The following is a 23,954-nucleotide window of genomic DNA, read 5'->3' on the forward strand; positions in this document are numbered from 1 at the left end:
GACATTCTCCCGTCTCACCGCCGCACCAGGCGGCACTGACGCGCTGCCACCACTTACAGCCGGTCGTCTCGCCCGCCCGCCATGACGCACTCAACGAACGAGCGATAGAGCAGGCTTACACGCGTCTCGCACTAAACGACCGGGCAGCAGCGTCACGGAGGTTCCGAAGTAGCGGCTATCGCAGTGCACCTAAGGGTTTGGTGAGGGAACCAGCCATTCGGCAGCGGTACGGAACGTAGCCCTCAGTTGCGGGTGCTCCCGCACGATCTCTCGCTGTCGCTCTGCCGGCAACCCGAGCTCGTGCAAGACGTTGAGGATTACGACCGCGGTCGTCACCTCGACGACGGCGATCAGCTCCTCGATGGAATGGTTGGGCGTTCTGCCCTCGTGCGCGAGGTCATTGCGGGCGCGCGTCGTCCACTTCGCCCAATGGTCGACATCCGGTAAGAGCTGTGCGATCGCTTCCTGATCGGGTCGCGCGGCGAGGGCATGGAGCCGATCACGGAGGGTCGGGTCGTTGCGGATCGCTCCCTTGAACCTGTTTCGGTGCTCATCGGGAACCTGCGCCAGCATCGCCTCTCGCATCGCCCTGAACTCCGCGTTGGGGAACGGTTTCTCGTCGATGCGGAGGTTGCGGTGCAACACCTCGGCAGCACCGACTGCCGTCAGAAGATTGTTCTCAACAAAACGGGCCGGTGCGTAGCGCAAGCCCAAGATCATGTTTGTCGCTGCCTCCAGGCGGCCATGGGCGTCGCACCATCGGGGCATGACCTCCTCAAATGGGATCGTGCCGCAGGTGAAGAACATTCGGTGGTGATCGACGGCTTTCGCGTCGTGTTTTCCAAGCGCGGCCGGTGAGTAGAGCACATCGGCACGTCGGCGCGGCAGCGGGCGGCCATCAGGGAAGTGCGACTCGGTCCCGGCAACTTCCAGTCGGAGCCAGATCACTCCGGCCGCGCGATGCGTCGCCAGGGAGATCAGGTCCTGCACCAGGCTCGCCTCCTGCAGAGCAACACTCAGAGAGAATGGTTCGGCTGGCACGACGCAGATGGACACCGTGTCCCGCACACGTCCGACGCTTCCTCCCTTGCGCTGGTCGAAGAATGGAAGCGTGTGCGTGTGCTGAAGGCGATACTCAGTGTCGTCGACTACGACCGATTGCGCCTTGACCGGCTTCACCGAGATACGCCCGGTCCCGTCGATCTTGCCGTCGGGAGCCCCGAGGGATCCTTCGAACACAGAAGACACCGCCCAGAGACTCAGATCCTCGACTGAGACTTCTGCCCTAGCGAACGCCGGATCCGCGTCACCGCTGACATGCGCGCCGATGATGGCGACCGTCGCGGTCACGGTCTGCTTATCAGGGCTCGCCACTCGCGCACCCATGGTCCTTCTGGTGCTCCTAGGAACACAGCCGAGCAGTGTGATCTCCCTGAGCTCGGCCACACCGTGCATGACTTCCCAGGTGCGGGTTCCTTCGTGAACAGCAGTCCATCCAGACGAGTCCGTCGTCAAGATCCGATCCTCGAAGGTGCCGATCAGCGACAGAGAGAGACCATCTTCCGGGTCGTACCGTAGGACACCCGGGACCTTCTCGCTAGGGGCTTCCGGCAGCCACCACACGCCAGCCCACTCGCCGGCCTTGTCGAGGTTGAGAGGATCATTAGGCATCGTGCTCCCGGTCCGGGCTCCTTCCTGTCTTGCGGCCAGATGTCAGGTCGAAAATCTTTACTCCACCACATGCCCCCCACGTAGGACAATCTACAGCGAGATCATGGTCAACTGAGATCGGATGCGGCGACTGGCACACAATCGCAGTTCGACGCGACGGCACAGCCCTCGCAACTGGCAACAATCAGCGAGGGCAGACCGACGTCGCCCGGTGGACACACGTGTCCGAGGTCTCTGCCGGCTACCTGCACACCGTCGGCTTACACGACGACGGCACCGTCGTCGCCGTCAGCGACGACAGCAGAGGCCAGTGCGAGGTGTCATCGTGGAGAAGCATCACCTCAGTGGCAGCCGGCTCCGTCCATACGCTCGCGCTGAGCCAGACCGGAAGGGTCTTCGGAACGGGCGACAACCAGTTCGGCCAGTGCGATGTCCAGTCATGGACCGGCATCACAGCGATCGCAGCCGGAGCGAGACACTCGCTCGGGCTGCGCGCCGACGGAACAGTCGTGGCTGCGGGCCGACGAAACAGTCGTGGCTGCGGGCGACCACACCGAGCAGCAATGCAATGTCAACGCCTGGGCCGCTCGACCACAGATGAACTGAAGTCCAGCGTGCCCGATAATCGGCCGTCGATCACACGTTGACTCTAAACTCCACCGAGTTCCGGCACATAGGTACATCTGAACACAGGGTTCACGTGCTCCCCCTCCCCACGGTCAGTGCTCGCTACTGATCAGGGGACACAGGCTCACCCTCGACGTGGGTCAGCCTGCAGGACGCCACGAAGGAGGTACCGCGCCATCACGCCGGCAGGGAACCCGGCTGAGACGCCACATACTAGGGATCTGAAGAGGGCTCGACCATGCCAGCGGTCGGCCCCTATTCCTTCGCGAGCACGGCGTTATCCGTCAGGCAGAAGTCATCGTTGATCTTGATGACCAGCGCAACGAGTAGGCGGAGCGCTGTTAGATACGTGTGGCGGTGAACGCGGTCGTCGTCACCGTCTGCCTGTGATCCATGGAGGTAGCGGTTGCGCAGGCTAGGTCCGTTGCTGAACTCCTTATCGTTAAGGAAGTAGTTGAAGTAGCTGACCTCCGCGGCGCTGAGCAGCGTTGATCGATGCACCAGCCATCCGGCGCTCACCATCTCGTCAATGGCTTTCTGGCCGGCCGCCGAATGATGGAGACAGCTCGTCACCTCGTACTCCCAGAGTTCCTTGAGCACATGCAATTGTGGCGCGCTTGCAAACGCAATTCGGTCACGATCTCCGGTCAGGATGCCCTTCTCGACCAGGAAGTCGATGTTGCGCTGTTGGTACTCGTGGAACTGGTCGTAGGCGATGTCATTGGCGATGACCAAGTGGAGGAAGCTCTCTGCCTCCAGATCGCTGCTGATGTGCACCAATCCGGATTGGTCCGAGAAGAGCAGGTGCTGAATTCCTTGGATGTCCGCGTTGTTGGCAACGTAGGCGTACTTATCCACAACCTGACTCGGGATGTCGCCGTAGGAAAGCTGCTCCGATGTGATTGTCAGCAGCTCCGGGTCAACCTCGCCGTAGTCGACATGCAGCGTGAACTGCTTGAGGACGCTCTCCATCTCTGAGAACAGATGGCGGCTCTTCTCAAGGTAGGTAGCGGTCGGGCTGGAGGCGCGGTACTTCAGCCCCTTGGCACCGAACTCCTGCTCAAGGTAGTCCGTGAAGAACCAAGCGATGACCAACTCGAGCTCTATACCTTCGGAGCTGAGGAAGCGCTCGTACATCAAGGTCTGGAGCAAGGACGCCTGATCCTTGAGCCTGAACACCGCCCCCGTCCGGTAGTCGCCCTTGCCCGGCGTACCCATGAACCGCTCGAAGACGCCAAGTCGCGCTCCGTAGGAAGGGAGTTCCAGGAGCATGTGGTCGTTGGCGAACTGGAACAGGTGAACAAAGTTATTCAGGATAGTCGGGTAGTCGAGGTTCTCCGTGAGCCAGGTTCGACTGTAGGAGTACTTGCCAACCATGCCGTCCAAAGACTGGACGACCTCTTCGACCTGATCGGCCGAGATGCCCACTTCGCAGCCGGTCTTGATCCCCTCCGTGGACTCGAACATCTTCTTCGTGAGCGCATCTGCCTTGCGACGAGCCTTTAGCTTCAGTCGAGCATCGACGCCGGTGTTCTTGTCAGCTCGTGCGGATGCGATCAGCTTGACGAAGTTGAGGTTGGGCTCTTCCTCATCGAGATATCGGTCAAACAGGCCACGCTGATCCGCGGGAGTAAAGCTCTTCGGAAGATGGATTGGATCCCGCCCCTCGGACTGGAGGAACTTCCGCGCAAGCAGCTCAGCATTGCGCGGCTCATCGAGTAGCAGGGCCCGAATCTCCTGGTCGTAGGCACGCACGAGTGTCTGGCATGAGAGCAGATCGTGCGGGTGGAAACTCTGCTCTTGAAGTGCAGCAAGCACGATCGAGTCAGTGCAGCGCTCGAAGACCTTGTTCTTTCCGAGGAGATCGAGGACGTCTGTGCGGTACTGAAAGTCAACGTCCTGAACGAGCGTTGAGAAGGTGGCGTCAGTCACTTTGCCGAAAAACCTGCCGATGACTTCCCGGATCTCGGGGACGTGCGCCAGAGGCGCGTCTCGCTCTGCTTCGGCCAGGTCCTTCGGGAGAACTTTGTGTTCTAGGAACAACGCGAGATGATGCAACTCAACGATGTCGTTTATGCCTTGATCGCCACGAGTAGCATCGAATTCACGGACGAGCTCTAGGAGGCGGTCGGCCTGCCAGAAGGTTCCGTAGTCGCTGAGGCCGAAGAACTTCAGTCTCTTCTCTGGTCCGCTTTCCGACACTCGAATCTCCCTCCCGGTAGGCGTCACTCTATACAGTTCGGGGGCGCCTAGTGACACGAATTTGAAGTTGTTGCCTGATCGTGCAGCAGTCCCCTTGGGCGGAGCCGTCGTCCACGTCGATCGTTGCGCCGGCTCCTCGTTCTGTCGTGGAGGCGAGCCGAACTAGCGGCGCATCACCCCGAGGCGGACACGACCTACGTCTCCATGGGCATAGTCCCGCGCCCCATCGGGCTCCTCCCCACCGCGGAGCGGCGCACGACGGACGATGTACAACTACGCGGGTAGGTCCCTGGCAAAAGCGCCGGGCACTAGTCCTGACTCAACACTCGACGAGAATCATCAACGAATCTCACTAGTTATTGAAACGGAACTCCACGGAGTGGCGAAAGAAGGCTACCTCACTCAGTTGCAAGCGATTCGAGAAGCCGAAAAGTGTGCCGCAAGGCGTTTCCTGCTCGGAAAGGCAGCCTCTGCAGGCTAGATCGTTCCGCGTCATGAAGAGCTAGCACCGCCGAAGTTCCCCTCAAGTCAGATTCGGACTCATTCTCACAGTCAGTCGCGGAACGAAACCCAACTTAGTACGGTCCCGACTGCAACTAAAACTGTTCCTGCCGAAACTAAATACCATCTTCTAACCGCTGGCGAAGCACGACTTCCTCTTCATCGCTGAGCCCAGCGAGTCTTTCCCCCTGCTGTTCTTCTTCGAATCGCAGCGCATCCGCCAATGTTTCTTTCAACGGGCGAATCTGCAGGCCAGCTTCGTAGGCTGTGGCGCAATCGAGTAGCGCGATGTTGCGAAACTGTTCACCTGGTACCCACAACGGCAACGATTTTGGGCCCATCCACGGGGTTACATCATTAGCGAGAAGCAGTTCATCAGAGCAAGGTCGCTCCGTAGCCTCCGATGCGGTTAACTCACGCGAAATCTTGAACACATCGGACAAGGAAGTAGCAAACCCCGTGGCGTTAAAGGTTCCGAAAGTTCCAACTTCTGCAGACTCAACTATCCAGTCTGCAAGGTCTTTCACATCAATCATAGCGACGGGAAACGCCGGGTCTGGGACGATCACGTTCTCACCCGTGGGATGCGCGAAGCGCCACGGATAGTAACCACTGCGCCCTGTTTCGTCGCCGTAGCCGGCGATCAGACCGGGTCGAACTACCATTACCGACCTATTTATGTTGCGATAAATCGTTTCGCAAGCAGACTTTGCGGCCGGGTACTGCCCCATGTTCTCCATGTAGTCAATTTCAAGCGGAGTGACTACGGAATCAGACTCGGAAGAAATACTTCCTTGGTCCTCATATACGCTGCTCGAAGACAGAAATATACGATGCTTGGCCTGGAGTTTCGTCGCCGCATCCCGCGCATGCTTCGGCTGACTCGTCAGATCCACAATGGTGTCCCAAGTTTTCCCCGCAACCTCATCGTACGCACCGTCACGGTCACGGTCTGAACTCACAAATTCGGCTCCGTTGGGAACCTTCCCGTTACCCCGCGCGAGGCAAGTAACTTGATGTCCTCGGTCGATTGCTGCCGCCGCAATGTGTCCTCCAAGGAAACCGGTACCACCGAGCAATAAAAAGTTCATGTCACTAGTTGTACACGAAACCTTCTCACACGTGACCAGTCCTAATCCCAGCGCATCCAAGCTGGAATAAGATGTCAGAGCAGGATTACCCCACCATCTGTCAGAGCTTCTTATTCGGCTAACCTACACATTGAACTTAAATTCAACGGTATGTCGTTGCAAAGTTACCCCCTCTCGTTAACACCATCAAAAGGAGTGTTATCCAATGAAAGCGTTCGGCTTCTTAAGCTTCGGGCATTACGCCTTCGGCAGCTAGTGCGGGCCATCTGCGGAAAAGATCGCCAAGACTCGTCTGGAGATCACCCAGGCTGCGGACGAAATCGGCGTGAACAACGCGTCCTTCCGAGTCCACCACTTCGCACTGCAGGCCTCCGCCCCGATGCCGCTGCTGTGTGCTATCGCGGCCACCACCAAAATCATCGAGGTGGGCACCGGCGGCATCGACATGCGCTAGCGCATATCGGGGTTGTAGCGTTTGAGTCATTGACTCCCGCCGTCTACAAGTATCTACACACTTGATCGGTGCTGCACGTTTCAGGATCCGGGTGCGCGGCGTCCTGGCTAAGGTCCGCGATAGTGTCGCGCAGCACGGAGAGCTGCGCGATCTGCTGCTCGATCTCAGCGAGGCGCACGTCAAGCAGGTCGCGCACGTGCTCGCAGGGCGCATGGCCGCCGTCGCGGATGTCGAGGATCTGGCGGATCTGGGCGAGAGTGAGACCCGCGGCCTGGCCGCGGTGGATGAAGTCGATCCGAGCGACCGTCTCGGGCGCGTAGTCGCGGTATCCAGACGGCGTGCGCTCGGTCGGGGGCAGAAGGCCCTGTTCCTCGTAGAAGCGAAGGGTCTTCGCGGTAGTGCCCGCCCTCTCGGCGAGTTCTCCGATCCACATTGCTGTCTCCCTCCGTGGCCGCGCTTGACCTTCCCCTGCACTGGAAGGTCCAGTATGGCTGAGACAGAGCAGAAAGCCAAGAGTTGACAGGAGTAGCGATGCCTACGAAGTACGATCTCGCCATCATCGGATCGGGAGGCGGCGCGTTCGCCGCTGCGATCCGCGCCAGCACGCTCGGGAAGTCGGTGGTGATGATCGAGCGCGGGACGCTCGGCGGCACCTGCGTAAACACGGGCTGCGTCCCGTCGAAGGCGCTCATTGCCGCGGCCGGCGCGCGGCACGTCGCGGTCGACGCCGCAACCCGGTTCCCCGGGATCGCGACGACGGCGGATCCCGTCGACATGCCCGCGCTGATCGCTGGGAAGCAAGCGTTGGTGGAGTCGCTGCGCGGCGAGAAGTACGCCGACGTCGCCGACTCCTACGGCTGGCAGGTCCTCCGCGGCGACGCCTCGTTCGTGGGCACCCCTGATGCGCCGGTTCTCGATGTTGCCGGATCCGACGGAAGCGTCGAGACCATCGAGGCCCACCACTACCTGGTCGCGACTGGTTCTCGCCCGTGGGCACCGCCGATCGACGGCCTGAAGGAGACCGGATACCTGACCTCGACCACGGCGATGGAGCTGACGGAGGTCCCCGAGTCGCTGCTGGTGCTCGGCGGCGGCTACGTCGCCCTGGAGCAGGCGCAGCTGTTCGCCCGCCTCGGCTCGCAGGTCACGCTGCTCGTGCGGTCCCGGCTCGCCTCGAAGGAGGAGCCGGAGGTGTCGAAGGCGCTCCAGGAGGTGTTCGCCGACGGGGGCATCCGCGTCGTCAGCCGCGCAGTGCCCACCCGGGTCTCCCGCGGCACGGGAGGCGAGGCCGTCGTGACCGCCGCCTTGTCCGGCGGCTCGCAGGAGTTCCGCGCCGACCAGGTCCTGGTCGCCCTCGGACGCCGTCCCGTCACCGATGGCCTGAACCTCGATGCGGTCGGGGTGAATACCGGAGACTCCGGCGAGGTGGTCGTCTCCGACCGGCTGCAGTCCTCGAACCCGCGGGTCTGGGCCGCGGGCGACGTGACCGGGCACCCCGAGTTCGTCTACGTCGCCGCCCACCACGGCACCCTCGTCGCCGAGAACGCGTTCGCCGACGCCGACCGGTCCGTCGACTACGCCCGCCTGCCGCGGGTGACGTTCACCGGGCCCGCGATCGGCGCGGTCGGGATGACCGAGAAGGACGTCCTCGCCGCGGGGATCCACTGCGACTGCCGCGTCCTGCCCCTGCACCACGTGCCCCGCGCCTTGGTCAACCGCGACACCCGCGGGTTCATCAAGATCGTCGTGAACGCCGAGACGAAAGAGATCCTCGGCCTGACCGCCGTCGCCAAGGACGCCGGGGAGCTCGCCGCCGCAGGCGTCCACGTGCTCGGCAGGACCGTCGCCGAGGTCGCCAACGCCTGGGCCCCCTACCTGACCATGGCCGAGGGCATCCGGATCGCCGCGAAGGCCTTCACCACCGACCCGTCGCTGCTGTCGTGCTGCGCATGAACGGCAACGCAGGCAATCGGGGAGATCTCATCCTGAAGCAGACGATGAGCGCCGATCAGGACCGCGACGAATGGCGCGCCGGTCCCGTCGTCGCTGCAGTGACCGGGCTGCTCTTGCTGGCATGCTGCGCGCTTCCGTCGCTGCTCTGCTGCGGCCTGCCGTTCATCGCGGCGGGCGGAGCACTCGCAGGCGTCGGTGGGCTCCTCGGTAATCCCTGGATCATCGGTGCCGGGACCGCCGTCGTGATGGCCGTCATGGCGGGGATGCTCGTCAGGCTACGGCGGCGGCACCGGCGCCGCAGGTCCGGCTGCTGCGAGAATCCTTCGACCGCTGATCGGAACCGGTAGTTCGAGCGGATCCAGCGATCACTGCCACCTGCGGAGGCCGCTGAAATCGAAGCCCGACGGGAGAAGGAGGAGCAAAAAGCGTTCGAATCAACCGGTGACGAGGATAATACTGAGGCTGGATCCCGGCCGTCGCGACGCGGTCTCCGCTTCCGCCGAGACGAGAAAGGGTTGTGGGCACCTAGGCTGGGCGGCATGAACGACATGACCATAGCACCCGGCCCGGGGATCCCCGACGGTGCGGTCATCGCCGCCGATCTCGCGGAGCGTTTCGCGAAATCGTCGACTCCGGGCGGCCAGGGCGTCAACACGACGGACGGCAAAGTCCAGCTTTCCATCGATGTCGCGGAATGCGCATCGCTTACCGACGCCCAGCGTCACCGTATCCCGCGCAACCTCGAGCACCGCCTAGACGGCTCCGTCTTTACCGTGACTGCGTCGACTCAGCGGTCTGTGTTTCGCTAGTGGTCCTCTCGCCTGCACCTGCGACACAGCCTCGTGCCCCCGGGCCGTAGCGTTCGGGGGAGCACAATAGCCCCAGTCTTCATCACGTCCCGGGATCAAAGAGTTCATCGCAGAGGTTAAGCACTACACGTTGAACTTGAACTCGACGGAGTGTCGTCGATAAATAACCATTTGATGCGCGCGTGCGGAATTAACAACGAAATACCGCTAAAACAGACAACATATGGGGTGCACAGAAACACATATAAGTTCTGCGGAAAACCTATAGGGTGCGTCGCTAAAAACCGCTGTGCGCGAAAAACATAAAGGGTTTACGGACCCGGTCCCAGACCCCTCAATACTCTGAGCCGGAAGAATGGAAAGTGGAAGGTTGATGTATCCCCACTATTTATTTTTTCCGTTTTTCGGAGTACATCGGGAGCTACAACTGCGGACCAGCTCTGTGTGAACTAGATGAGAAGGCGCAGCAGCGAATCATCGACGCTGGACAGTTGGTGCTGCGGGCACGCGAGCGGCACCCCCAGCGGTCACTCGCGGAGCACTACAACCCGTTATCGATGGACCCAATTCTGCTCAAGGCTCACAACAACTTGGACCGGGAAGTCGATAAGGCTTTCGATGTGGCACGCAAACTCACCAACGAGCGCCAGCGCCAGGAGCTACTGTTCGCCAGCTACGGGGAGTTGGCGAGGGGCTATGTCTCCTCGCTTTCATCAAAATCGAAACCACCAGCAGGGTCGTTCCCCGTGCGGGTGATTTTGATCGGTCCCGCTGCTGGGTGTAGAACCCTGTCGCTGGCAACGCCGGGAACTATGACTGTGCCCGACGAGAACACGTCACTGCCATAACGCGGCTCACGGTAGACGAACATGGGTCGTTCACTACTACTGGTGGATTTCGGTTTTGGTGGTGGGGGGATTACCGCCGCCGGCCTCGATTTTTCCGTTGAGGAGGGCGTTGACTACTTCCCGATTGTGAAATGGGCCGATGGCGCGGTGAAGAGGAACCAGTCACCTGGAAGAGATCGATCCAGTCGCTGGTGTGCAATCTGGGAGGTAGGGTTGCGGGGTCGATTCCTCGCGAGCGCAACCATGATTGTGTCTCTGAACGTGATGAAAACAACCCTGCCCTTCGGAGAATTTCCCCTATCCCGCGTCCCCGGGCGGTGAAAACGGTGTGCACCATCGCCTGAAAGGCTTTGCGTTGCTCTATCGGGATCTTCGGGTCACCCACCCGGCGGATCACTAAGATCCCCCCGTCAACGTTTGGCTGTGGCCGGAAAGCAGACCTTGGTACTCGGGAACCAAGGTGAAACGTGAACCATGGGGACCACTGAGCTGTCATCATCGTGCTTGCACCTACCCCGGCCCGGCGGCGAGCGACTTCCCACTGCATGAGGAGTACAGCGTCAGTCCATGCCGGCGCATGCAGCAACTTTCGAAGAATGGCAGTGGTGAGGTGAAAGGGAATGTTTCCCACAATGACGCAGGGAGTGGCGGGTAACCGGAAGTTAAGGAAATCATCATGGACCACTTCGACCGCCGCCGAGGCGGTCTTTTTTGTGAGTTTGGCAGCTAGTTTTGCGTCTACCTCAACTGCCGTTATCGCCCTCCCCAAGTGGGCCATCGGGTGAGTGAGGGCACCGCTTCCTGGCCCGATCTCAATGATGGGGCCGGAGGTTTGTTTCACAAGGTCGATGATGGAGTTGATGATCTTGTGGTTGGTGAGAAAATTTTGGCCATGCTCGTGACGGCCGTGTCCGTATGCAGACATCAGGTGTGCTCCTTGGATTTGAAAGGGAGCCGGGCATGACAAATAGCCGCCCGGCTAAAGGACCGGAGCGGTTTCTAACCTGCGGGAGGGAGAAAACCGCCTTAGCGGCTGGTGGGCGGCCGCATGAAAACGGAACCTGAAATCAACATGGGCCTATCGTATCCAATTAATTTCGCAGGGTCCAATACGGTGAGAAAGAAGACAACCGCACCGCAACAGTGCAAGACCTCTCTGGATTGGAATTTGTCCTACCTTCGGCTCGTCGTACAGACGCCACTGGCGTATTTTGTCTCTGGGCAACGAGGGGGAGTTACCCCCACCTCCGGATGTTTTTAAGGTGCACCCCTTATTACGCTGTGGTGCGGGAGTAGTTTTGTCCGACTGATCGGACTACCCACCGACGTGGGGCGGGTAGTTCGAGGTCCCAGCAGATGATCGCGTCGATTTCGCCGCGTTCAAAGGATGCCACCATGGCGTCGTAGTCGGGGCGAGCCACATTCTTCTTTGACGCGGAAATGGACTGATCGACGTAGTTATGTCCTATGTCCAACGTCCAAGCCACGCTGCTTTGCAATGGCTTCACAGTCCTGACGCTGCCGGTCGATGGTGAGGCCATCCACGTCAGCGTCTCGCGAGATACGAAGGTAAATAGGAGCGCGTGTTGCCAAACGCTTTTAATAAGGCCCTTAGCTAACATTGAACTTAAAACCCGACCACTTCGACATCAGTCGCCAAGAAGTCTTCCGGTGGTGCATGCGCTACAACACCCGCAGACGGCACTCCTGGTGCAACTTTCTAGCCCCCAATGACTTCGAAGCACTCACATCAGCTACGCTGGCCCAAGCAGCATAGCTAACCCCCGACGTGTCTACTTTCCGGGGGTCAGGCCCGTGCTCGACAACCCCAGCGGACTCAACGCCCACGCCAGCGTCGCGGACCATGCGGCCGGGTACCGGAAGGTGGCCAAGGCCGCGGGCATCGCGATTTAATCCCGCGCAGAGCCGGAGACTGTGACCTGGCGATCATTGATGCGCAAGGTGCTGTCAGCGGCAGCAATAACTGCGGCATCGTGCGTGGCGGCCAGAACGAGTGCGCCCCCGTCCGCAGCTCGCCGCAGGAGCGCGATAACTTGGTCGCGGTTAGTGGGGTCGAGGGAGGCGGTCGGCTCGTCAGCGAACACATAAGCCGCGCCGCGGAGCAGGGCTCGGGCGATCGCCAGCCGCTGCTGCTCGCCTCCGCTGAGAATAGCTGCCGGCCCGTCGAAGGGGACATCAAGACCGACTTCGCCGAGGGAGTGCAGCAATTCTTCTTTGGAGTATTGCTTCCTGGATAGTCCGAGGGTGAGGTTATCTTCGCAGCTTAGTTCGGGAATGATTCCGTGGTCTTGGTGGATTATCGCTGCGCGTTCTCGCCAGAATCTCCGCCTCCGCTTCATCCTCCACGCGGAGGCATTCTCACCGTCTATCCGGAGGAGGCCGTCCGCCGGCGGCAGGAGCCCGGCCAAGGTGTTGAGCAGCAAAGTCTTTCCGGAACCGCTGGCTCCACAGATGGCGACAAAGCCTGGCCCGGGTAGGGAAAACGTTGCATTTTCCACGAGGGACTTCTTCACCATCCGCGTGCTGCGCCCCACAGAAAAAGTCGACTCCGCGGCGAGACAGAGATGAGAGGTGGAAATCTCCGGCGGCAGAGTGGGGGACTGATTGGGGCTAGCCAATGACATTGTGACTCCTAGGGGAGGCGGACATGTGCTGAGAAATACTGAGACGGGCAAAACCGAGGTAGACGATTAAGACAAGGCAGCTTAGCGCGGTGAAGGTGTAGAGGAACGGGTTGGGAAGCAGTAGCGGAGCCAGGACGGACAATATGACGACAACTGTCAGGCTGACCAGTTGGCTTTTGAATAGTCGCCACATCGTTTTGTCCGGTGATTGCCCAGCGCTGTGGAGGAGTACCAGGAGGCGACGGTGAACTCGGAGCTGGATGCGCGCCTGGACTATCAAGGCCGCAAGCGTGGCGAGCAAAGCTCCGAGGACGCTCAGGATATTCAGCCAGAACAGCGCCGTGCTGGCTACTAGTTCGGCCAGACCGCGATCGGCCGCGCGTACCGGGTACACGTAGCCTTCGAGGCCGGCAGCGGTAAGTTCTGGACCCAGTTCCGAGAAATCCGCGAAGAGCAAATTTTCACTCGAAGCTGTGGAGCTTAGGAAGTCTGCGTCGAAGCCGGATAGATCGTCCGTTTCAAGCACGTAAAAACAATCGCCGGGAACCAGTTCCCCCGACATTGTTCCACTAATGAATCCGACCGCATGATCGGCACTGACCGGACCAATTTGCGCAGACTTAAGGAGCAGGTCGCCGGATTCCTGAGCCCACAGATCCACGGAAGCTGCGAAATGCTCTTGGGCTGCGGAATAGTCGACCGAGTGGTTGTCGTCTCCGGGACGGAACTGATAATCCTGCAGATCGTGCCATTGGCGGTTAGCAAGTGCCACGGGGCAGGAGTCCGGCACACCGGTACCTTCTTTCGGCAAAGTATGGCTGAGGACAGCCCCGTGCTCCCGTTCCCAGCTGAGCGCGAAGTCGCGGAAGTTCTGCTGCACACTGGGCGGCAAGAGCTCGCCTCCTTCCGCGCGGCCAGCAGGGCCGTCGAAGTTGGCTGAAAAATGCAAGGCTCCAAACTCCGCGAGAGATTTCCAGGTCTGCTGGGCCTCGGATTCCTGCTGGTAGGAGCGGAGCGCAGCCGCTGAGCTAAGACCCGCTGCTACAAAGGTCACGCAGGTAAAGACCGAAATTACTTTCAGCGCTTTTCCCGCCGCCTTCTCTGCGGGGGCACGCTGCCCCAGCAGCGCTACTGCGCGGCGCAACAATGGGGCGGTGACGGCTACGGCCAAACCGGTGGTGGCCAGGGCCAAGCCTATCCCGGCGGCGTAGAACCTGAGGAACAGGAAAGCAAAAGAATAGCTTCCTTGGCGGGCGAGGAATGTACTCGCAAGGCCAATGAGAACTAGGTGTGGGAGGATGACAAAGGCCCATTGCCGCCAATTGCCTTTTTGACTGCGGTGCCCGCCATTTATTGTGCGCAGCGCTGCCAATCTAAGACCGGAAACCCGAAGAACAAATACCAGGGCAAAAAGGGAAACGACAAATAGAAACAGGATCGCCACCAACGCGGGCAGGCGGAATACGACCGATTGGATGAGGTGAAGGAACTGCGTCTTTTCGCTTAGCCTGAGCCCGTCATTCCTGGCCGATTCGTAGAAGTGGTTCGCATTGCCACCCGTTGCTTTGGGAACCAAGACGTAGTCACCGTGGTAATCCAGCGACCCAAGCTCACTGGACGCTTGGCTCAAGGCATCCGGCCGGTTGAGCCGGGGAATGCGTTCCGGTGCTGGATAATTTTGCTCCAGCGGGATGAAAACCTCGTGGGAAGTCCCGCTTGCGTCATCGGTGCCAGTCAGCCGGTAGATGGAGTAGCCGTTCTGCTCGGCCAATGAAACCAGTGAGTTACGGATTACCGTCGGTGCGTAGTCTGACTCAAGTTCCTCCGCGAGTGAAGTCTTAGGCTCGACGTAGTCAAGACTAAAGGTTGATTCGACCCCTAAGGACAAGGGCTTGGTGGAGTCAACCAGGGCTGTCAGCAGCCACCCAGTAGTCGCGATGACTGCAGCAAGAAGTAGGCTCAAAAGCCCAAGTACTAGGGGTCGAATGCGCATGAGTTCTAGCAGAAGTTGTAGTAGTAGCTGTCCTTAGTGCCCGGCAAATTCGTTGCCGAAAGCTCGGCGATCGACTTCTGGCCGCCGCGGGTGTTGATGCTTCGTTGCGTTCTGCCGTTGACGGTCACAGTCGAAGTATGGCACCGATTCGTCGGGACGGTCCACGTCCTTCTTTGATGCAGAGATCGATTGATCGACGTAGGTATGCACGACGTCCCAGCCGCGTTGCTCGGCGAGGGCTTCGCAGTCCTGACGCTGCCGGTCGATGGCGAGGCCGTCCATGGCAGCATCTAACGAGATACGGAGGTAAATAGCAGCGCGTGTAGTCATACGCTATTCATAGCGTATTTAGGTTACATTGAAACGAAACTCGACCACGTCGCCGTCGACCATGACGTAGTCCTTGCCTTCCTGGCGGACCTTGCCGGCGGCGCGGGCCTCGGCCATGGAGCCGAGCGCGTCCAGGTCTTCGAAGCCGACGATCTCGGCCTTGATGAAACCCTTTTCAAAGTCGGAGTGGATCACGCCTGCGGCCTTCGGGGCGGTGTCCCCCTTGTGGATGGTCCAGGCGCGAGCCTCCTTCGGGCCTGCGGTGAGGTAGGTCTGCAGGCCGAGGGTGTCAAAGCCGGCCTTGGCCAGGGTCTTCAAACCTGGTTCGTTTTGGCCGACGGCGGCGAGGAGCTCGGCTGCGTCTTCGTCGTCAAGTTCGAGCAGCTCGGTTTCGGTCTGGGCGTCGAGGAACACAGCCTCGGCCGGGGCGACGAGTTCGCGCAGTTCCTGTTTCTTCGCCTCGTCGGTCAGCACGGCTTCGTCGGAGTTGAAGACGTAGAGGAACGGCTTGGCGGTCATCAGGTGCAGGTGGTGCAGCAGTGCCAGGTCGATATCGCCGGTCTTGGAGGCGGCGAAGAGGGTGCGGCCGTCTTCGAGAATGGCCTGGGCCTTCTTAGCCTCCTCGGCCTGGTCGGCGACGTCCTTGTCCTTGCGGCCTTCCTTCTCCAGGCGTGGCAGGGCCTTTTCGATGGTCTGCAGGTCCGCGAGGATCAGCTCGGTGTTAATCACGTCGATGTCCGAGGACGGGTTGACCTGGCCGTCGACGTGGATGACGTTGTCGTCGGAAAACGCACGCACCACCTGGCAGATCGCGTCCGCCTCACGGATGTTGGCCAAGAAGGCGTTACCCATGCCCTCGCCCTCGGACGCGCCCTTGACGATGCCGGCGATGTCCACGAAGGACACGGTTGCTGGCAGCACGCGCTCCGAGTCGAAGATCTCCGCCAGCCGATCCAGGCGCGGATCCGGCAGCTCCACCAGGCCGATGTTCGGCTCGATGGTGGCGAACGGGTAGTTAGCGGCAAGCACCTCGTTGCGCGTCAGCGCATTAAACAAGGTGGATTTACCGACGTTGGGCAGACCGACAATTCCAAGAGTAAGGCTCACGGCGCTCCATCCTATCCCACGTTGTGGCGCTGGTTGTGAGGGGTTCGTCGCAAAGCAATGTGCAGTGGGGCACAATAGTTCGCGTGACCGCTCCGAATCAGACTGCAGACAAGCGCGACGACCGCGTCGATCGCATCGTGGTGTTTAACGCCTGGGTTTCCTCCGGGGCGAAGTTTACGCTGCGCCTGCTGGTCATCGCGCTGTTTTTCTTCGCAATCGGCAAGCTCATCGGCGCCTTTTGGGTCGGCGTGTTGCCTGCGGTGCTCGCGCTGATTGTGTGCACGGTGCTTGCCCCGGTTGCGAGCTGGCTGCGCAACCATAAGTTCACCGACGGCATCGCGGCCATGGTGACCATGTTGCTGTTCTTCGGCGTGCTGGCAGCCCTCGGCATGATCGTCGCCCCCGATATTGTGGGCCAATCGCGGCTGCTGTACATCCAGGCGCTCGAGGGTGTGCAGCGCCTGCAGTTGTGGGCGCAGGGTCCACCGCTGAACGTGAATCCGGAGAACCTGAACGAGGGTGTCGACGAAATCACGCGGTGGGTCCAGAACCAGGCCGGCGCCATCGCCGGTGGCGTGTTCTCCGGCATCAACACCGCGGCAGGCCTGTCGGTGACGCTGATGGTGCTGTTCGTGCTGACCTTCTTCTTCCTGAAGGACGGCCACCGCTTCCTGCCGTGGCTGCGCGGCGCGACGGGCGGACGCACGGGACTCCACTTCACGGAACTGTTGACCCGCGCTTGGAACACCCTGTCGGGCTTCATCAGGGCGCAGGCGGTGTGTTCCCTCATCGATGCGCTGGTGATCGGCATCGGCATTGCCATCGTCGGCGTTCCCATGGCGTTCACGCTTGCGATTATTACGTTCGTTGCAGGCTTCATCCCGATCGTCGGTGCGGTGGTCGCGGGCGCGCTGGCGGTCCTGATCGCACTGGTCACGCTCGGGTTCACCAAGGCCCTGATCGTGCTCGGCATCGTCCTGGCCACCCAGCAGCTTGAGGGCAACGTGCTCTCTCCCCTGCTGCAGTCCAAGGCGATGAACCTGCACCCGGTGATCGTGCTGATCTCCGTGACCGTCGGCGGCGGCCTCTTCGGCCTCATGGGCGGCTTCCTCGCGGTACCAGCGGCGGCGATGATTGCTGTGGTGTACCGCTACGTGCTGGATATCCTGCGCATCAACGCCGGCGAGGTCCGTGCCGAGGACCTCACCTTCGCCACTCCGGAAGGCAAGCTCATTGCGGAAATCGACGAGGCCGAGTCTGTACACAAGCGCGAGGCGTGGCGTGGCGAGCGTGACTGGGTGAACGCTCCGCAGACCCCCGAAGAGGACGTGCAAGAAGGTGATGAGGACAAGGAGTCGCCCCACTTCGCGTCGAACAGCTTGAAGAAGTTGCGCGAGGTAGGCAATCGCACCATCTTGCGCCGCAGGGAGTTCGAACATAAAAGCGAACCCGACGAGTAGTGTGTCGTGCCGGGGTGGTTAGATCTCCGGCATGCAAACCTCCACGGTCTTTCTCATCCTTGCAACGGGTCTCCTCACCGGGTTTATCGTCGGGGTGTTCACCGGCGTGGCGTGGTTTCGCCGCTCTGCGCCACAGCCGGCGCCGCCGCAGGATCTTCGCCCCGTCGCTCGCGCGTTGAAGGACATGCGTGAGCAGATTGATGCGATGGATAAGCAGCAGGCGGTGGCGTCGTCGGCAATCGCAGGGCAGGTGCAGGCGATCGGGCGCACCTCCGCGCGCCTCGGTGACCGCACCGATCAACTCATCACTGCGCTGCGCTCCCCGCAGACGCGCGGGCGTTGGGGCGAGATGCAGCTGGAGCGCGTCGTGGAGCTCGGAGGCATGCTCGAACATGTCGACTTTGATACGCAGGCGCACATGCGTATCGACGACACCCGGGTCCGCCCCGACATGATCATCCGCCTCACCCAGGGCCGAAACATCGTGGTGGACGCGAAAGTTCCGTTCGGCTCTTACCTCGACGCGCTGAACACGGACGATCCTGAGGAGCACGAGGCCCACCTGCGTCGCCATGCGCATTTGTTGCGTTCGCATGTGGATACGTTGTCGGGCAAGGCCTACATTGAGGCGTTTCAACCCACCCCGGAGTTTGTTGTGTTGTTCGTTCCGGCGGACCCGTTTTTGGATGCCGCGCTCGGGCTCGATCCGGAACTGCTTGACTATGCATTTTCGCGCGACGTGGTCATCGCCACCCCGACCACACTGTTTGCGCTGCTACGCACAGTGGCGCTGGGGTGGCGGCAGGAAGCTATCAACGCGTCCGCGAAGGAGGTGCAGCGCCTCGGTGCGGAACTGCATCAGCGTTTATCGACGATGGCCCGCCACTACAACAAAGTCGGCGCCTCATTGGAGAAGGCAGTTGAGGCATACAACGCCACGTTGGCGTCGATGGATTCCCGCGTAATGGTGACGGCCCGCAAGCTTGAGGAGGCCAACGTTCCCGTACGGCGGGAGCAGGCGCCCGAGCTGAATCCGGTTTCAACGCGTGCCCGGCACATGGCGGAGGACAATGACAGGTAAGCTGCGTCAGCGTGTCACATCTTTCGAGCCGGAGCCATTCCCCTACGTCCGCCACCTTTGTTGGGTTGCCGACGGGGTCTGGCCTCGGCATCGTGTTCGCCGCCCTGTTCACCGGCGTGCTGCTGTCGCTGTCCGCAGGTGTAATTTCGTGGCCGTTTCTTGCGCTGTATGCCCTCGCGGTCATCGTGGTGACCACGTTGGTGAACCCGAAGGGGCTTTCCCTGACGGTGACGAGCGCACCATTAATGTTTGTCGCCGCGCTGGTGGCCACGGGTTACTTCATGTCGCGCGAGAGCCTGTCGGCTGGCGGCGCGAGCGCTAAGACTGCACTGCTCGGTATCGCGTACCCGGTGGCGGAGTACTTCCCGGTGCTGTTTTTCACCACCGCGGGCTCGCTGCTTATCGCTGCGGTGCGGCTGCGACTGATCCGTCGGCAAAACGATGCGATTCGCCGACGCGAAACCGCCCAGCGGACCTCGCAGAACCGCAGCAACCGTCGCACAAATTCTCAAGGGCGGAGGGCTCGCGAGCAGGCTCGGTCGGTTCCTGTGCAGGAGTTGTTGGAGCGGGCGAAGTCGGAGGGGGCGCGTCGTCGCAAGGCAAATGCGAGTGGCTCGCGTAGATCCGGAGAAACCGGTGGTTCTTCACGTGCGGTTCACCGCCTCGGCGAGGACTTGTACAAAGGCTAAAGGCCTTGTCCCGATGTCAACGGGGCAAGGCCTTTGGTCGTTCTCGGCGGGGTTTATGCCTCGAGCGGTGCCTCGCGGCGCGGCAGGCGCAGTTCGCGCGGCAGCGAGAAGGTGATGGTCTCCACGGTGGTGGTGATCTCTTCCACGTCGCCGTAGCCCTTCTCCCCCAGATAGTCGAGCAGTTCGCGCACGAGGATGTCCGGCACCGAGGCGCCAGAGGTCACGCCAACGGTGTTGACACCCTCGAACCAGGCATCGTCGACTTGGTGGGCGTAATCGACCAGGTGGGACTCCTGCGCGCCGGCCTCGAGCGCGACCTCGACGAGGCGCTTCGAGTTGGACGAGTTCTGGGAGCCGACCACGATGACCAGGTCACTTTGCGGCGCGATCTTCTTCACCGCGGCCTGGCGGTTTTGGGTGGCGTAACAAATGTCGTCGCTCGGCGGGTTCTCCAAGTTCGGGTAACGCTCGTGCAGTTTGTTGACGATCTCCATGGTCTCGTCGACAGACAGCGTCGTCTGGGACAGCCACACCAGCTTCTGCCCCTCCGGGAAGTCCGGCAGGCGGTCGACGCCGTCGACGCCGTCGACGAGGTGGGTGATGTCCGGAGCCTCACCTGCGGTGCCTTCGACCTCTTCGTGGCCTTCGTGGCCGACGAGCAGGATGTGGTAGCCGTCGCGGGCGAAGCGCTTCGCCTCGTTGTGCACCTTAGTCACCAGCGGGCAGGATGCATCGAGGGTGTGCAAGCTGCGCTCCTTGGCGGATTCGCGCACTGCGGGCGACACACCGTGGGCGGAGAACACGAGGTGGGATCCTTCGGGGACCTCGTCGGTTTCGTCGACAAAGATCACGCCGCGGTCCTGCAGCGTCTCCACCACGTACTTGTTGTGCACGATCTCCTTGCGCACGTAGACGGGGGCGCCGTACTTCTCCAGCGCCTTTTCTACGGTCTCCACGGCGCGATCCACGCCTGCACAGTATCCGCGTGGGGACGCGAGTAGCACTTTCTTACCCTGATCAGTCATGGAACCAACCCTAACGAATCTGCGTCAAAAACAGTAGGCGGGTAAATCGTGCCCGCCGGGTACTGTTTACCTGGCAGAAGAACTGGGGAGAAAGGAGCATCGCGTGACAGAAACACAAGGTGTGCAAGGTGCGCAGAGTGCGCCGCCGAAGAGCACGCCGGAAACGCCGTGGTCTGTGGCCAAGCTCAATAACTCCGTGAAGAGTTGGATCGACCGGCTGGGTTGGTTGTGGATTGAGGGTCAGCTCACGCAGATTAATACGAAGCCGTCGTGGCGGCTGTCGTATATGACGTTGCGGGACACGCAGGAGCAGGTTTCGGTGCAGTTGACGGCGGAGACGTCGTTACTGACCGGCATGGCTGTGCCGTTGAAGGACGGCGACCGCGTGGTCGCATACGGTAAGCCGACGTTTTATCAAGGCCGCGGCTCGTTTTCGATGAAGGTGGCGGAGATCCGCCACGTTGGCGCGGGCGAGTTGCTGGCGCGCATTGAGGCGTTGCGCAAGCAGTTGGCGGCCGAGGGCCTGTTCGATCCGGCACGCAAGCGCCCGCTGCCCTACCTTCCGAAAAAGGTTGGCCTGATCACGGGGCGTGGTTCGGCTGCTGAGCGTGACGTGGTCACGGTGGCGCAGGGACGTTGGCCACAGGTGAACTTCGAGATCATCAACACGCCGGTACAGGGGCCGACGACCGTGCCTGCGGTGATCGAGGCACTGCAAGTGCTGGATCGCGATCCGGACGTGGAGGTGATCATCATCGCCCGCGGCGGCGGTTCGGTTGAGGACTTGTTGCCGTTTTCGGAGGAGGCCCTGCAACGCGCGGTGGCGGCCGCTGGCACACCTGTCATTTCGGCGATTGGCCACGAGCCGGATAACCCGGTGCTGGACAATGTGGCGGATGTTCGCGCCGCCACCCCGACCGATGCTGCGAAGCGTGCCGTGCCGGATGTTGTGCAGGAGCGTGCGCTTATCGACGAAGCACGTGCCCGCATGTCCGCCGCCCTGCGCGGATGGGTGCAGCGGGAACGAAACGGCCTCGCGTCGATTCGCACCCGTCCTGCCCTAGCGGATCCGATGATGGCGATCACGCGCCGCCGCGAGGAAGTGGAGCGCGCCCAGGCGTTGATCCGCCGCGACATTTCCCATGTGCTGCAGCGTGAGAACCAGCAGGTCTCGGCGTTGCGCGCGCAGGTGTCGGCGCTCGGCCCCTCTGCAACCTTGGCCCGTGGTTATGCCGTGGTGCAGGTGGTTCCGCGCGACCACTCTGGCCCTGAGGTTGTGACCTCTATTGATCAGGCTCAGCCCGGCGCGCAGCTGCGTATCCGTGTCGGCGATGGCTCGATTACCGCCGCTTCGATGTCCACCACTCCCGCTGATTAATGCAACCAGCTGAAGTCAACTAAGAACGTTTAAGGAACACTCATGACAGACAACACGTTTGGATCCGGCCAGGCGAACGACAATGCTTTCCCGGACCCGGAGACGCTGACCTACGAGCAGGCTCGCGATGAGCTTGTGGAGACGGTGAAGATTTTGGAGCTCGGCCAGATGAGTTTGGACGAGTCGTTGAAGTATTGGGAGCGCGGTGAGGCGCTGGCGAAGCGGTGCGAGGTGCTTCTCGACGGCGCTTCGAAGCGCGTCGAAGAAGCCATCAGCACCCGTCAGGTCAGCGGGCAGGCTCCTGAGCAGTAAGTACTAGAAGCTACTGGGGTGTGATCGGAGTAGCCTTCAGCGCTGCGCTGATGAGCTCTTCGAACTCGTCCGTGCTGCCTGCGCCGGTGACGACGAAGCGTGCGTCGCCGGCGTCCACAATCCACAGGTCGCGGACCTCGCGTTCGTCGCTGGTGTAGACCTCGACGTCGGTGTCGTCGATACGCACTGTGCGATCGAGCATGCGGTTGTCGGCGTTGGAGGCTTGGAGCGCCGCATCCTTATCGACGCCAGTCTGGGTGAGTTGCAGGTAGCCACGGTTCGGGGTGACCCACCCGACGACGGGTGCCGAGTTGCCGGCAAGCATGCTGCGGCGCGCCGAGTTGGTGGTCCAGCCTTCTGGCATCTGCGGGTAGCGCACCGGGTAGTTCACCGCACGCGCCTCGAGGTCGAGGAACGCTTCTGCGTCGACCTCCTGCACGGGGCCGGATTCTGGGGCGCCGGGGTTGAAGGAGCACAGCCCGGTCGCGCCGACAGCGACGAGCATGAGCACCACAATGAGCACGGCGTTGATTGCCATGTCTCGGCCGTTTTGGAAGATGCGGGGTTTCTTGTCGTTTGCCACGCGTTTCAGTATGTCATGAGCCACCTGCACCCCAGAACGGGCGGGCTTCTCCCCCGTAAAGGTGGGCGATACCAACACTTCGGCGTGTGGAAGTGCCAGAATAGAGGGGTCGATTTTTGTCCTCTGGAGGAAGGCCCCCGCGATGACTGAACAGTCTGATCTTGTCCCTGACCGCAACCTAGCAATGGAGCTCGTCCGTGTGACGGAGGCAGCAGCGCTCGCCTCCGGTCGTTGGGTGGGTCGCGGACAGAAGAACGAGGGCGACGGCGCCGCCGTGAACGCGATGCGCAAGATGATCAACTCCGTGGAGATGGACGGCGTGATCGTGATCGGCGAAGGCGAGAAGGACGAGGCCCCGATGCTGTTCAACGGCGAGCAGGTTGGCACCGGCCGTGGTGCTGCGGTGGATATCGCCGTTGACCCGGTAGATGGCACCCGTCTGATGGCAGAGGGTCGCCCGAACGCGATTTCTGTCATTGCTGCCGCGGATCGTGGCTCCATGTTTAACCCGCAGGACGCGTTCTACATGAACAAGATCGCGGTTGGCCCGGAGGCGGTCGGAGCGATTGATATCACCGCTTCCGTAGAGGACAACATCAAGTCGGTTGCAAAGGCGAAGGGCGTTCGTCCGGCTGACATCACGGTTGTTGTGCTGGATCGTCCGCGCCACGACAAGCTTGTCGAGGAAATCCGTGCCGCCGGCGCCAAGGTTCGCTTCATCATGGACGGCGACGTTGCCGGCGCAATTGCTGCCGCTCAGGACAACAGCTCCATCGACATCGCCATGGGCATCGGCGGCACCCCGGAAGGTGTTGTCACCGCATGTGCGCTGAAGTGCCTCGGGGGCGACATCCAGGGCATGCTAGCCCCGCAGTCCGACGAGGAGCGCGAGAAGGTACTCGCCGCTGGCCACGACCTGGATCGTGTCCTTGGCATCAACGACCTGGTCACCTCTGATAACTGCTACTTCGCCGCTACCGGCGTGACCAACGGTGACATGCTGCGTGGCGTGACCTACCGCAAGTCTGGCGCCACCACCCGTTCGCTGGTGATGCGTTCGAAGTCCGGCACCGTGCGCTACGTCGAATCCCAGCACCAGCTGGCCAAGCTGCAGGACTACTCGGTGGTCGATTACTCCGAGCCAACCAAGTAGAACCTGACTTTTGCCCCGCGCCTTCTCAGCGAAGAGTGCGGG

Annotated in this window: 22 protein-coding genes and 3 pseudogenes; 13 read left to right on the plus strand and 12 right to left on the minus strand. The window is 61.3% G+C overall.

What is annotated here, in order from left to right; genetic code table 11:
* Positions 1-189: 189 nt before the first annotated feature.
* A complete protein-coding gene (locus tag HMPREF2785_RS01915) occupies positions 190-1,671 on the minus strand; it encodes an ApeA N-terminal domain 1-containing protein (RefSeq protein ID WP_070568670.1) in 1,482 nt (493 codons plus the stop codon).
* Between the two features lie 29 nt (positions 1,672-1,700).
* Between HMPREF2785_RS01915 and HMPREF2785_RS12335 the strand changes: the two genes are divergently transcribed.
* Complete coding sequence (locus HMPREF2785_RS12335; RefSeq protein WP_210386074.1) at positions 1,701-2,318, plus strand: RCC1 domain-containing protein; 618 nt, start codon at positions 1,701-1,703, stop codon at positions 2,316-2,318.
* Positions 2,319-2,553: 235 nt separating this feature from the next.
* Here the strand turns inward: HMPREF2785_RS12335 and HMPREF2785_RS01920 are convergent, their stop codons facing one another.
* Positions 2,554-4,557, minus strand: a complete 2,004-nt coding sequence (locus HMPREF2785_RS01920) for a hypothetical protein (protein WP_246821128.1) — start codon at positions 4,555-4,557, stop codon at positions 2,554-2,556.
* A 560-nt stretch (positions 4,558-5,117) separates the two neighbouring features.
* On the minus strand, positions 5,118-6,092 hold the full coding sequence (locus HMPREF2785_RS01925; RefSeq protein WP_070568673.1) for an NAD-dependent epimerase/dehydratase family protein: 975 nt from the start codon (positions 6,090-6,092) through the stop codon (positions 5,118-5,120).
* Between the two features lie 205 nt (positions 6,093-6,297).
* Between HMPREF2785_RS01925 and HMPREF2785_RS12340 the strand changes: the two are divergent.
* A pseudogene (locus HMPREF2785_RS12340) lies at positions 6,298-6,543 on the plus strand (alkane 1-monooxygenase); the annotation flags it as partial.
* A gap of 46 nt (positions 6,544-6,589) precedes the next feature.
* Here the strand turns inward: HMPREF2785_RS12340 and HMPREF2785_RS01935 are convergent.
* Complete coding sequence (locus HMPREF2785_RS01935; RefSeq protein WP_005290994.1) at positions 6,590-6,979, minus strand: heavy metal-responsive transcriptional regulator; 390 nt, start codon at positions 6,977-6,979, stop codon at positions 6,590-6,592.
* A gap of 98 nt (positions 6,980-7,077) precedes the next feature.
* Here HMPREF2785_RS01935 and merA point away from each other — a divergent pair, with 98 nt between their 5' ends.
* From merA to HMPREF2785_RS12155, 4 genes and pseudogenes are all read left to right on the plus strand, one after another.
* Positions 7,078-8,499, plus strand: a complete 1,422-nt coding sequence (merA, locus tag HMPREF2785_RS01940) for a mercury(II) reductase (RefSeq protein WP_070452615.1) — start codon at positions 7,078-7,080, stop codon at positions 8,497-8,499.
* Positions 8,496-8,846: a hypothetical protein gene (locus tag HMPREF2785_RS01945; RefSeq protein ID WP_005293255.1), complete on the plus strand. Its 351-nt coding sequence runs from the start codon at positions 8,496-8,498 to the stop codon at positions 8,844-8,846. Before merA ends, HMPREF2785_RS01945 begins: the two co-directional genes overlap by 4 nt.
* A 192-nt stretch (positions 8,847-9,038) precedes the next feature.
* A pseudogene (locus HMPREF2785_RS01950) lies at positions 9,039-9,428 on the plus strand (peptide chain release factor I).
* A gap of 374 nt (positions 9,429-9,802) precedes the next feature.
* Positions 9,803-10,156: a type IIL restriction-modification enzyme MmeI gene (locus HMPREF2785_RS12155; protein ID WP_016423158.1), complete on the plus strand. Its 354-nt coding sequence runs from the start codon at positions 9,803-9,805 to the stop codon at positions 10,154-10,156.
* A 70-nt stretch (positions 10,157-10,226) separates the two neighbouring features.
* Here the strand turns inward: HMPREF2785_RS12155 and erm are convergent, their stop codons facing one another.
* Positions 10,227-11,081 (minus strand): 23S ribosomal RNA methyltransferase Erm, encoded by an 855-nt coding sequence (gene erm, locus HMPREF2785_RS01960; protein WP_070600915.1) that lies wholly within the window; start codon positions 11,079-11,081, stop codon positions 10,227-10,229.
* Between the two features lie 349 nt (positions 11,082-11,430).
* Positions 11,431-11,664, minus strand: coding sequence for a recombinase family protein (locus HMPREF2785_RS01965; protein ID WP_224784272.1), 234 nt, complete (start codon positions 11,662-11,664; stop codon positions 11,431-11,433).
* A 146-nt stretch (positions 11,665-11,810) separates the two neighbouring features.
* On the opposite strand from HMPREF2785_RS01965, the pseudogene HMPREF2785_RS12160 reads away from it, so the two are divergent.
* Positions 11,811-11,933: pseudogene (locus HMPREF2785_RS12160) on the plus strand (IS3 family transposase); the annotation flags it as partial.
* 133 nt (positions 11,934-12,066) lie between these two features.
* On the opposite strand, the gene HMPREF2785_RS01970 reads toward HMPREF2785_RS12160, so the two are convergent.
* The 4 genes from HMPREF2785_RS01970 to ychF all read right to left on the minus strand — a co-directional run bounded on the left by HMPREF2785_RS01970 (position 12,067) and on the right by ychF (position 16,231).
* Complete coding sequence (locus HMPREF2785_RS01970) at positions 12,067-12,801, minus strand: ATP-binding cassette domain-containing protein (protein WP_016456434.1); 735 nt, start codon at positions 12,799-12,801, stop codon at positions 12,067-12,069.
* Positions 12,788-14,572 (minus strand): hypothetical protein, encoded by a 1,785-nt coding sequence (locus HMPREF2785_RS01975; RefSeq protein WP_228496378.1) that lies wholly within the window; start codon positions 14,570-14,572, stop codon positions 12,788-12,790. Before HMPREF2785_RS01975 ends, HMPREF2785_RS01970 begins: the two co-directional genes overlap by 14 nt.
* 255 nt (positions 14,573-14,827) lie before the next feature.
* Positions 14,828-15,124 carry a recombinase family protein gene (locus tag HMPREF2785_RS12165; RefSeq protein WP_070452603.1) on the minus strand — a complete coding sequence of 99 codons (297 nt, stop codon included), beginning with the start codon at positions 15,122-15,124 and terminating at the stop codon, positions 14,828-14,830.
* 18 nt (positions 15,125-15,142) lie between these two features.
* Positions 15,143-16,231 carry a redox-regulated ATPase YchF gene (gene ychF / locus HMPREF2785_RS01985; RefSeq protein ID WP_070452600.1) on the minus strand — a complete coding sequence of 363 codons (1,089 nt, stop codon included), beginning with the start codon at positions 16,229-16,231 and terminating at the stop codon, positions 15,143-15,145.
* 83 nt (positions 16,232-16,314) lie between these two features.
* On the opposite strand from ychF, the gene HMPREF2785_RS01990 reads away from it, so the two are divergent.
* Genes HMPREF2785_RS01990 through HMPREF2785_RS02000 form a run of 3 tightly spaced genes read left to right on the plus strand, consistent with a single transcriptional unit; the run spans position 16,315 to position 19,461 of the window.
* Complete coding sequence (locus HMPREF2785_RS01990) at positions 16,315-17,691, plus strand: AI-2E family transporter (protein ID WP_070614133.1); 1,377 nt, start codon at positions 16,315-16,317, stop codon at positions 17,689-17,691.
* 31 nt (positions 17,692-17,722) lie between these two features.
* A complete protein-coding gene (locus HMPREF2785_RS01995; protein WP_070614134.1) occupies positions 17,723-18,772 on the plus strand; it encodes a DNA recombination protein RmuC in 1,050 nt (349 codons plus the stop codon).
* An 11-nt stretch (positions 18,773-18,783) separates the two neighbouring features.
* Positions 18,784-19,461, plus strand: coding sequence for a DUF6542 domain-containing protein (locus tag HMPREF2785_RS02000; RefSeq protein ID WP_180949987.1), 678 nt, complete (start codon positions 18,784-18,786; stop codon positions 19,459-19,461).
* A gap of 53 nt (positions 19,462-19,514) precedes the next feature.
* On the opposite strand, the gene HMPREF2785_RS02005 is transcribed toward HMPREF2785_RS02000, so the two are convergent.
* Positions 19,515-20,486, minus strand: a complete 972-nt coding sequence (locus HMPREF2785_RS02005) for a 4-hydroxy-3-methylbut-2-enyl diphosphate reductase (protein WP_070421675.1) — start codon at positions 20,484-20,486, stop codon at positions 19,515-19,517.
* A 103-nt stretch (positions 20,487-20,589) separates the two neighbouring features.
* On the opposite strand from HMPREF2785_RS02005, the gene xseA reads away from it, so the two are divergent.
* Together xseA and HMPREF2785_RS02015 are read left to right on the plus strand one after the other, a co-directional pair.
* Positions 20,590-21,864 (plus strand): exodeoxyribonuclease VII large subunit, encoded by a 1,275-nt coding sequence (gene xseA, locus HMPREF2785_RS02010; RefSeq protein WP_244268710.1) that lies wholly within the window; start codon positions 20,590-20,592, stop codon positions 21,862-21,864.
* A 42-nt stretch (positions 21,865-21,906) separates the two neighbouring features.
* Positions 21,907-22,176, plus strand: coding sequence for an exodeoxyribonuclease VII small subunit (locus tag HMPREF2785_RS02015; RefSeq protein ID WP_070421676.1), 270 nt, complete (start codon positions 21,907-21,909; stop codon positions 22,174-22,176).
* Between the two features lie 10 nt (positions 22,177-22,186).
* Here the strand turns inward: HMPREF2785_RS02015 and HMPREF2785_RS02020 are convergent, their stop codons facing one another.
* A complete protein-coding gene (locus tag HMPREF2785_RS02020) occupies positions 22,187-22,759 on the minus strand; it encodes a DUF4245 domain-containing protein (RefSeq protein ID WP_083279348.1) in 573 nt (190 codons plus the stop codon).
* Between the two features lie 142 nt (positions 22,760-22,901).
* On the opposite strand from HMPREF2785_RS02020, the gene glpX reads away from it, so the two are divergent.
* Positions 22,902-23,912: a class II fructose-bisphosphatase gene (gene glpX / locus HMPREF2785_RS02025; RefSeq protein ID WP_070452585.1), complete on the plus strand. Its 1,011-nt coding sequence runs from the start codon at positions 22,902-22,904 to the stop codon at positions 23,910-23,912.
* Positions 23,913-23,954 lie beyond the last annotated feature (42 nt).

This window comes from Corynebacterium sp. HMSC067D03 (assembly GCF_001811185.1).
GTDB classification, from domain to species: domain Bacteria; phylum Actinomycetota; class Actinomycetes; order Mycobacteriales; family Mycobacteriaceae; genus Corynebacterium; species Corynebacterium coyleae.

Coding starts and splice junctions, on each gene's coding strand:
- HMPREF2785_RS12165 (WP_070452603.1), bottom strand. CDS start 15,124: ATGACTACACGCGCTGCTATTTACCTCCGTATCTCGTTAGATGCTGCC.
- HMPREF2785_RS01915 (WP_070568670.1), bottom strand. CDS start 1,671: ATGCCTAATGATCCTCTCAACCTCGACAAGGCCGGCGAGTGGGCTGGC.
- HMPREF2785_RS01935 (WP_005290994.1), bottom strand. CDS start 6,979: ATGTGGATCGGAGAACTCGCCGAGAGGGCGGGCACTACCGCGAAGACC.
- HMPREF2785_RS01995 (WP_070614134.1), top strand. CDS start 17,723: ATGCAAACCTCCACGGTCTTTCTCATCCTTGCAACGGGTCTCCTCACC.
- HMPREF2785_RS01925 (WP_070568673.1), bottom strand. CDS start 6,092: ATGAACTTTTTATTGCTCGGTGGTACCGGTTTCCTTGGAGGACACATT.
- HMPREF2785_RS01945 (WP_005293255.1), top strand. CDS start 8,496: ATGAACGGCAACGCAGGCAATCGGGGAGATCTCATCCTGAAGCAGACG.
- merA (WP_070452615.1), top strand. CDS start 7,078: ATGCCTACGAAGTACGATCTCGCCATCATCGGATCGGGAGGCGGCGCG.
- erm (WP_070600915.1), bottom strand. CDS start 11,081: ATGTCTGCATACGGACACGGCCGTCACGAGCATGGCCAAAATTTTCTC.
- HMPREF2785_RS01970 (WP_016456434.1), bottom strand. CDS start 12,801: ATGTCATTGGCTAGCCCCAATCAGTCCCCCACTCTGCCGCCGGAGATT.
- glpX (WP_070452585.1), top strand. CDS start 22,902: ATGACTGAACAGTCTGATCTTGTCCCTGACCGCAACCTAGCAATGGAG.
- HMPREF2785_RS02005 (WP_070421675.1), bottom strand. CDS start 20,486: ATGACTGATCAGGGTAAGAAAGTGCTACTCGCGTCCCCACGCGGATAC.
- HMPREF2785_RS02015 (WP_070421676.1), top strand. CDS start 21,907: ATGACAGACAACACGTTTGGATCCGGCCAGGCGAACGACAATGCTTTC.